The sequence below is a fragment of the Exiguobacterium sp. s127 genome (assembly GCF_018618695.1).
Classification (GTDB): domain Bacteria; phylum Bacillota; class Bacilli; order Exiguobacteriales; family Exiguobacteriaceae; genus Exiguobacterium_A; species Exiguobacterium_A oxidotolerans.
The window spans coordinates 46841-54391 of record NZ_JACSMO010000014.1 but is presented as its reverse complement, the minus strand read 5'-3'; the positions used below and the strand labels follow the sequence as shown (position 1 = coordinate 54391).

10 protein-coding genes are annotated in these 7551 nt (G+C 48.3%); 1 reads left to right on the top strand and 9 read right to left on the bottom strand.

Going from position 1 to position 7551, the window contains the following annotated elements:
• Positions 1-382 precede the first annotated feature (382 nt).
• From KNP98_RS14625 to KNP98_RS14615, 3 genes are all read right to left on the bottom strand, one after another.
• Complete coding sequence (locus KNP98_RS14625) at positions 383-988, bottom strand: KinB-signaling pathway activation protein (protein ID WP_088836014.1); 606 nt, start codon at positions 986-988, stop codon at positions 383-385.
• A 3-nt stretch (positions 989-991) separates the two neighbouring features.
• Positions 992-2023: an Mrp/NBP35 family ATP-binding protein gene (locus KNP98_RS14620; protein WP_029332281.1), complete on the bottom strand. Its 1032-nt coding sequence runs from the start codon at positions 2021-2023 to the stop codon at positions 992-994.
• Between the two features lie 180 nt (positions 2024-2203).
• Positions 2204-2836: a M15 family metallopeptidase gene (locus KNP98_RS14615; protein ID WP_214805988.1), complete on the bottom strand. Its 633-nt coding sequence runs from the start codon at positions 2834-2836 to the stop codon at positions 2204-2206.
• A gap of 100 nt (positions 2837-2936) precedes the next feature.
• On the opposite strand from KNP98_RS14615, the gene KNP98_RS14610 reads away from it, so the two are divergent.
• Positions 2937-3227, top strand: a complete 291-nt coding sequence (locus tag KNP98_RS14610; protein WP_088836012.1) for a hypothetical protein — start codon at positions 2937-2939, stop codon at positions 3225-3227.
• Between the two features lie 92 nt (positions 3228-3319).
• On the opposite strand, the gene rpsI is transcribed toward KNP98_RS14610, so the two are convergent.
• The 6 genes from rpsI to KNP98_RS14580 all read right to left on the bottom strand — a co-directional run bounded on the left by rpsI (position 3320) and on the right by KNP98_RS14580 (position 7542).
• Entirely contained in the window at positions 3320-3712 is a 393-nt protein-coding gene (rpsI, locus tag KNP98_RS14605; protein WP_012369042.1) for a 30S ribosomal protein S9, read from the bottom strand.
• A gap of 24 nt (positions 3713-3736) precedes the next feature.
• Positions 3737-4174, bottom strand: a complete 438-nt coding sequence (rplM, locus tag KNP98_RS14600) for a 50S ribosomal protein L13 (RefSeq protein ID WP_012369041.1) — start codon at positions 4172-4174, stop codon at positions 3737-3739.
• A 155-nt stretch (positions 4175-4329) separates the two neighbouring features.
• Positions 4330-5079: a tRNA pseudouridine(38-40) synthase TruA gene (gene truA, locus KNP98_RS14595; RefSeq protein WP_029332277.1), complete on the bottom strand. Its 750-nt coding sequence runs from the start codon at positions 5077-5079 to the stop codon at positions 4330-4332.
• Complete coding sequence (locus KNP98_RS14590; RefSeq protein WP_088836011.1) at positions 5079-5870, bottom strand: energy-coupling factor transporter transmembrane component T family protein; 792 nt, start codon at positions 5868-5870, stop codon at positions 5079-5081. Before KNP98_RS14590 ends, truA begins: the two co-directional genes overlap by 1 nt.
• Positions 5867-6724, bottom strand: coding sequence for an energy-coupling factor transporter ATPase (locus KNP98_RS14585; protein WP_029332275.1), 858 nt, complete (start codon positions 6722-6724; stop codon positions 5867-5869). The genes KNP98_RS14590 and KNP98_RS14585 overlap by 4 nt, the downstream gene beginning before the upstream one ends.
• The gene (locus KNP98_RS14580) at positions 6712-7542 is read right to left on the bottom strand and encodes an energy-coupling factor ABC transporter ATP-binding protein (RefSeq protein WP_029332274.1); all 831 of its coding nucleotides are present in this window, start codon (positions 7540-7542) and stop codon (positions 6712-6714) included. Before KNP98_RS14580 ends, KNP98_RS14585 begins: the two co-directional genes overlap by 13 nt.
• Between the last annotated feature and the right edge of the window lie 9 nt (positions 7543-7551).

Here is a 7551-nt window from a genome sequence, read left to right as displayed (position 1 = left end):
CGCCAGCGTTCGTCCTGAGCCAGGATCAAACTCTCCATAAAGTGTTTGACTTGCTCGTTTTTGTGACTAAAAGTCACGTTGACGAAGCTCGCGCTTCATTCATTGTTTGTATCCGAAGATACGTTTTTTGCCTCATCGTTCAGTTTTCAAAGTCCGATATGTCATTTGACGACTTTTAAATCTTACAGTAAAGTATTAACTGATGTCAATTCTTTTTTATAAGTTTTTTTCGTTGTATGACGCTCGCTTTCGGTGTGTGCCTCAGCGACATGTATTAATATATCAACTCTTGTTTTTCACGTCAACTGTTTTTCTAAAAAAACTTTTAAAAAAGATGGACTCGATGGAATAGGTCAGAACAACCATCCCTCGAGTCCTTTTCTTATGCCTGTTTTTGCGACTGTACTTTCGCTGGAGCAGGCTTTTCTTGCAGGCGATGCAACATCAGGATTTGATACGCATTACAAACCAAGAGTGTCGCCAGTGCGGCCCAAAGCATCCGCTTGTCTTGCGTTGCCTGAAGAGCTGGTACCCATTCAATCAACGTGATGACCGTCATTAAGAATAACGTCGGGATGAAAGCACTGAAATTTGTTTCACGGGCTTTCGTACGCGCGACGAGAAATGCGACGAACAATAAGACAACCATTTCACCAATATAGAGGCTTGTTTTATCGAATCCGAACGCAAGTCCACGTAAGTAGACGCCGTCAAACAAGGCGAAGGCAATCAAAACGACCTGAACCCGATTCCATAACTTTGCGCCGCGGAACAGATCAAGTCCGACCCGGTGCAAAATCAAATAAGAGAAAAAGCCCATCAGGCTGATTGCCGTCCATGTACTACTGTATGCCAAGGCCGTAATGTATCCGCTAATCGATTGATTGCGGACGTACCCTGGTTCAGCGACAAGGTTAAACACGAAGCCGGCTAGCGTCCCAATTAGGAGCGTCATCCAGAACAGCTTCAAAAATCCTTTAATCTTCATGTATTATCCCTCTACTTTTTCGATGACACGCGCTGCGAGTTCATTATAGTGTGTTTCAAATGGATGGTCATCGCGATAAATCGATGGTGCAAAGTCCGATTCATTCGCATATGGTTGTCCAAGTGGAATCTTAGCTAGAATATCTGTTTTTAGCGCTTCTGACAACTTCTCTCCGCCACCTGATCCGAAGACATACTCTTTTTCACCGGTTACCTTGCTTTCGAAGTACGCCATATTTTCAATGATACCGAGCAAACGGTGGTTCGTCTTAATCGCCATCGCACCGGCACGAGCTGCAACGAATGCCGCTGTCGCATGTGGTGTCGTGACAATCAATTCCTGACAGCTTGGGAGCATCGAGTGAATATCAAGTGCGACGTCACCCGTTCCTGGCGGCAAATCGAGCAAGAGGTAATCAAGATCGCCCCACTCAACATCCGAGAAGAAGTTATTGAGCATCTTCCCGAGCATCGGTCCACGCCAGATGACTGGTGCATTGTCTTCGACGAAGAAGCCCATCGAGATGACTTTTACGCCAAACCGCTCTGGCGGAATGATCCGGTCATTGACGACGGTCGGTCGTGTTTCAATTCCCATCATATCCGGAACACTAAAACCATAGATATCCGCGTCGATCAAACCGACTTTTTTACCTGCCCGTGCAAGGGCAACTGCGAGGTTGACGGAAACCGTCGATTTTCCGACGCCCCCTTTACCAGAAGCGATCGCGATGAACGTCGTCCCTGACTCCGGTTTAAGAATCGATGGTGTCGTCGCTGCCTGAATCCCGTGATCGCCGAGTGCCTCGAAACGAAGTCCGACCGTCTTGAAGCCTTTTTCTTTTAACTCTTTAACGATTTCTTGTTGTAACGTCAACTGTTCACCTGAACCTGCTTGCGCAAGTGCGATTTTCAGGCTGACGTAGTCTCCTTTGATTCGGACATCACGAATCCCGTTCGTATCTGCAAGCGAGCGTTCGATCGTCGGATCAATTAACTGTCCGACTACCTCGCGAATTTCTTGTTCATTCAACATAGTGCCTTCCCCCTGAGAACGTTCGATTTATTCCATTTCAGTATAACAAAAATAAGATAGCGCTTGCACATTTCGGCTCATAAAGGATGACATTTCCTTGTCGACCCGGAAGAATCAGTCCAGCAGCTTCAAAAAAAGAGATCTCCTCCGCGCTGTCGCTAAAAGGGATCTCCCGATCTGTTAAAACATCCGATTCCAGGTTGCCGGTCCGACGACTCCGTCAACTGCTAATCCTTGACGTGCTTGGTAGGCACGGACCTTTTCAACCGTCTCTACATCAAATCGTTTCGTGACGGTTGCCTTGACCGCCCGCTGAATCCGCTCGATGTCCCGACTGTTCATCTGGACGGCCCCTCGATAGAGCGGCTGTCCCGGATAAGGCACTAAAACATCCGTCGTCACTGTATTTAACTCAAAGTGCGGATAATCTTTAAATCCACTCCAATCTCCGCCCCAGGAAAAACATTGCCGTTTCATTGCCTGGACGATTTGTTGAAAGTTGGCATCGGTATTAAAGATCGCTTCCGTTCCGTCCATGGAGTATTGAAACAGATCAACGGCAATCCCGCGGTTATGATTTGATTGTCCTCCACGGGCATGCGTGACAATCGCTCCCGGCGTCGTTCGTCCTTGCGCATAGAGTTTCTCCTGCTCGGCATAGGAACGGAAGCCTTGGGCCACTCCGACATAAATTCCTTTGACATGGAGTTCCCGGATGACTTGGCGTGTCTTTCGGGCGACTTCCGGCGAGAGTCCGGGAACATTCAGTTTTCGATTGGCTCGTTCGAGCAACCAACTGACTGATAGTGTCATCTTTCACCACACTCCTTTCTCCTCTGTTCCCGAAAACAGAATCCGGTATACTTAACGATGGACTTATCCTCACCAAGCATTCGGAAAAAGGAGTTTTTTGATGAAAAAAATGTTAGTCTTCGCAAGCGTCATCACAGTCTTCTTACATATCGGCTATGCGATTTACTTTTATGCAGGGCATGAAGCAAATGTAGCTTATCAACCCGCTCTCCCTGAAAACAGCACGGTGTTAAGTCAGGAGACGTCTTTTACCGGTACAGTCGGTTCACAGACGGCGAATGATCCTCTTGCATTTTTACAGCATCTGTTCCTCTGGAGTATCCCGCTGACGTTTGTTGCTCTCACAGCACTCTTATTCCTCATCCGAACAATACGACGACGTACGTTTTGAACGGCAGACAGTTGCTTGACCGCTTTTTTAATTAGAGAGCGGTCTTTTGGCATAAAAAAATCTCCCACCCGTAAGGATGAGAGATAAAACGATTAACGTTTTGAGAACTGAGGTGCACGACGTGCTGCTTTAAGACCGTATTTTTTACGTTCTTTCATACGAGCATCGCGTGTTAAGAAGCCTTTAGCTTTGAGTGTTCCACGGAAATCTGGATCCGCTTGAAGAAGTGCACGTGAGATACCGTGACGGATAGCGCCTGCTTGACCAGTGAAGCCGCCGCCTTTGACCGTTACCATGATATCGTATTTACCTTCTGTTTCTGTGAGTACAAGTGGTTCTTTTGCAGTCATGATTAAAGTTTCATAACCGAAGTATTCGCTGATATCGCGCCCGTTAACTGTGACTTTACCGTCTCCAGCAACGAGGAAAACGCGAGCTGCCGCGTGTTTACGGCGACCAGTGCCGTAGTAACGTACATCTGCCATCGTGTAGTTCCTCCTAAATTCGTATTAACCGCGAAGTTCGTAAACTTCTGGTTGTTGTGCTTCTTGCTTATGAGTATCTCCAGCGTAAACGTGGAGTTTGTTGAACATTTGACGACCGAGGCTACCTTTTGGAAGCATCCCTTTGATCGCGAGTTCAAGCATACGCTCAGGTTTGTTAGCGAGTAAGTCGCGTGCGACAGTCTGCTTCAAGCCGCCTGGATGACCAGAGTGACGGTAGTAGACCTTTTTGTCGAGTTTGTTACCAGTTAATACGATTTTCTCAACGTTGATGAGGATAACGTGATCCCCACAGTCAACGTGTGGTGTGAACGTAGGTTTGTGCTTACCGCGGAGAAGTGAAGCCACTTCGCTCGAAAGACGACCGAGTGTTTTGCCTTCTGCGTCGATAAGGAGCCATTTGCGTTCTACATCAGTAGCTTTCGCCATGAAAGTTGTGCGCATGTAAAATACCTCCTAAGGAATTTAAAAGTTTCTTTTTTGATTTTTCATTTATTCACTGTGTGAATCTATCAGAATCTTAGGTGTACGGGGCTAAGATTGTGGTTTCATAATAAATGAAATGCCAATAAACATTGTATGTTTTTTAGCGGCTAATGTCAAATGCCTTTTTTAGACTCTGGGTAGAAAACTTCCCAAAGGTACAACCCGTGCGGTGGTGCCGTCACACCAGCGACGTTTCGATCCTTCGCGGCAAGCATCTTCTTGATGTCCGTAGCGGCAAAACGTCCGCGTCCGACATCAAACAAAGTCCCGACCATGATACGAATCTGATTATAGAGAAAACCGCTTCCTTTAAACCGAAAGATCAGCTCTTCCCCGTACTCAATCAACTCCGCTTCATAAATCGTCCGGATCCGATTATCCGTTTCCGTCTTCGCGACACAAAACGAACTGAAATCATGGGTGCCGACTAAATACGTCATCGCTTGACGCATCACGTCGAGATCAAGCGCGTACGGAATCAATACCGATTGATGACGTCGAAACGCATCTTCGGTCCGGCGTACGAAGTACCGGTACTCTTTCCCCACTACATCATACCTTGCTTCGAAGTCAGAAGCGACCTCTTTACAGTCCCGGACACGAATATCGTCCGGTAATAACGTATTTAAGGCCTTGACCATGCTGTCCGGCGCAATCGCAAGTTCCGTATCGAAATGGATGACTTGCCCCTGTGCGTGCACACGAGCGTCTGTACGCCCTGATCCAATCACCTTGACCGGGTGCTTGTGCATCCGCGCAAGCGTCTTCTCGACGACCTCCTGGATCGTTACACCATTCGGTTGGACTTGGTAACCAGAGTAACCCGTCCCGTCATATTGAATCGTACATTTAAAACGTCGCATCAGAAACCTCCCCGTAAGTAAACAAGCAGGAGCGCGACGACGACGAGGAGACCCATCAAACCGGTATCACGTGCCGTCCATTTCGATTCCCGAAGACGCGTCCGTCCTTCTCCCCCACGGTAGCCGCGTGCTTCCATCGCAATCGCGAGGTCCTCTGCCCGCTTAAAGGCCGAGATGAACAATGGAATCAAAAGTGGGATGATTGCCCGCAGACGCTCTTTAATCGGTCCTGCCGCTAAATCAACACCACGTGCCTGCTGTGCTTTCATGATCTTCTCCGTCTCTTCTGCCAATGTCGGTAAGAACCGCAGCGAAATCGAGAGCATCAAGGCAATCTCATGCGTCGGAACGCGGACGACCTTGAATGGCTTCAAAAGCAACTCAATTGCATCTGTCAGCTCGATCGGTGACGTCGTCAAGGTGACGAGTGTCGTGATCGAGACCAAATAGAAGAAGCGGAGCGAGACGATGATGGCGAGACGCAGACCTTCCGAATAAATTTTAAACCATCCAAATTCGAACAAGACGGTTCCTTCTCGCGTAAAGAACAGTTGAACGATGAAGGTGAAGACGATTAGGAAAAGAATCGGACGTAAGCCCTTCAAGACGTAGCGGAGTGGCAATTTACTACTCGCTAACGCTAAAAACGTAAAGATGAGTAAAAAAATGTTCGTCGCTGCATTGTTCGCGAGGAACACGAGCGGGATGAAACAAAATGCAAAAATAATTTTTGCAAGCGCAGAAGAACGATGAAGATAGGACGTACCCGGAATATGTTGTCCGACGATCATATACGTCCCCCCTGTACCTGTAGAATCCAATCCACGACTTCCGGTTCCGTTCGTAAGTTCGGACGCGAAAGTCCGAGTCGGTCTGCCACCGGCCAGGCAAGTGCTAAGACGTGCGGAAGATCAAGATGGAACTGCTTCAGCAGCTCCGCCTGTTGGAATAATCCGATCGGCTCTCCATCATACGCGACTTGTCCATGCTCCATGACGACGACACGATTCGTATATTCGAGCACTTGATCCATATCATGCGTGATCAAGAGTAATGTCAAACCCGTTTCCGCATGAAGCCGGGCGAAAAGACTCAGCATTTGCTTACGTCCTTGCGGATCGAGTCCAGCGGTCGGTTCGTCGACGATCAACACGTCTGGTTGACTAGCGAGTACGCCTGCGATCGCAACACGCCTCATTTGCCCACCAGACAAGTCAAACGGCGATCGGGACCAGAAGACTTCGTCTAGCCCTACTGTGCGTAATGCCTCTTTTGCGAGCCGTTCCGCCTCTTCCTGCTCATGCCCGAAGTTCATTGGACCGAACATGACATCCTTTAAGACTGTTTCTTCAAACAGCTGGTACTCAGGATACTGAAAGACGAGACCGACACGTTTTCGTAGTGCCTTTAAATCTTGTTTTCGTTTTGGTTCAATGATGATGTCATCGACTTGGACTTTTCCTCTCGTCGGTTTCAGCAATCCATTGATGTGCTGGACGAGCGTCGACTTCCCAGACCCAGTGTGCCCTACAAACGCAACAAGCGCCCCTGACGGAATCTCAAGATTCACATCACGCAGCGCGACTCGTTCGAACGGACTATTAAGTTGGTACGTATAGTTCAATTCCTGGATTAGGATTGGCATAAGCGGTTCACCAATTCACTTTCATCTAGTATCGTGTCCCCATACGAGAGACCTCGCGCCCGCAATTGCTCCTGAACTCGAACGATGAAAGGAACATCGAGACCGATTTCTTGGAGAAACGCCGATTTCGCAAAGACTTCTTGAGGTGTACCTTCTAATACGATTTTCCCGGCATCCATCACGATGACACGACTGGCCTGTAAGACCTCGTCTAATTCATGTGTAATGGCGACTACCGCCATCGGATGTCGTTCATATAATTCTTGAACGGTCGACATAACCTCTTCACGTGCGAGTGGATCAAGCATCGATGTTGCTTCATCAAGCACGAGAACATCAGGGCGCATCGCAAGTGCCGAAGCAATTGCGACACGCTGCTTCTGTCCGCCGGATAGTTGATGGGGTTCCCGATCAACAAAATCCGTAAGGCCAACGCGCGCTAGACTGTCGTCAATACGACGAACCATTTCCTCGCGTGGCACACCCCAATTTTCAAGGGCAAATGCCACGTCGTCGCGCACGGTCGTGCCAACAAATTGATTATCTGGATTTTGAAAGACGATGCCGATTGCCCGACGCATCTCCCATAGTTGCTCCGGATTCGCACTCGAGAACGTCTCGCCTACGGTCACCGTCCCTGATTCAGGAAGCAACAAGCCATTAAACAATTTAGTCAGCGTTGATTTTCCAGAGCCGTTGTGTCCAACGATGGCGACCCATTCACCAGAATGAATCGTCAGAGAGACATCTTGTAACGCAGCTTGTTCCTGTTCCGGATACCGATACGTAACGTGATCCAGTTCAATTAGCTTCGTCATGTCTACTCC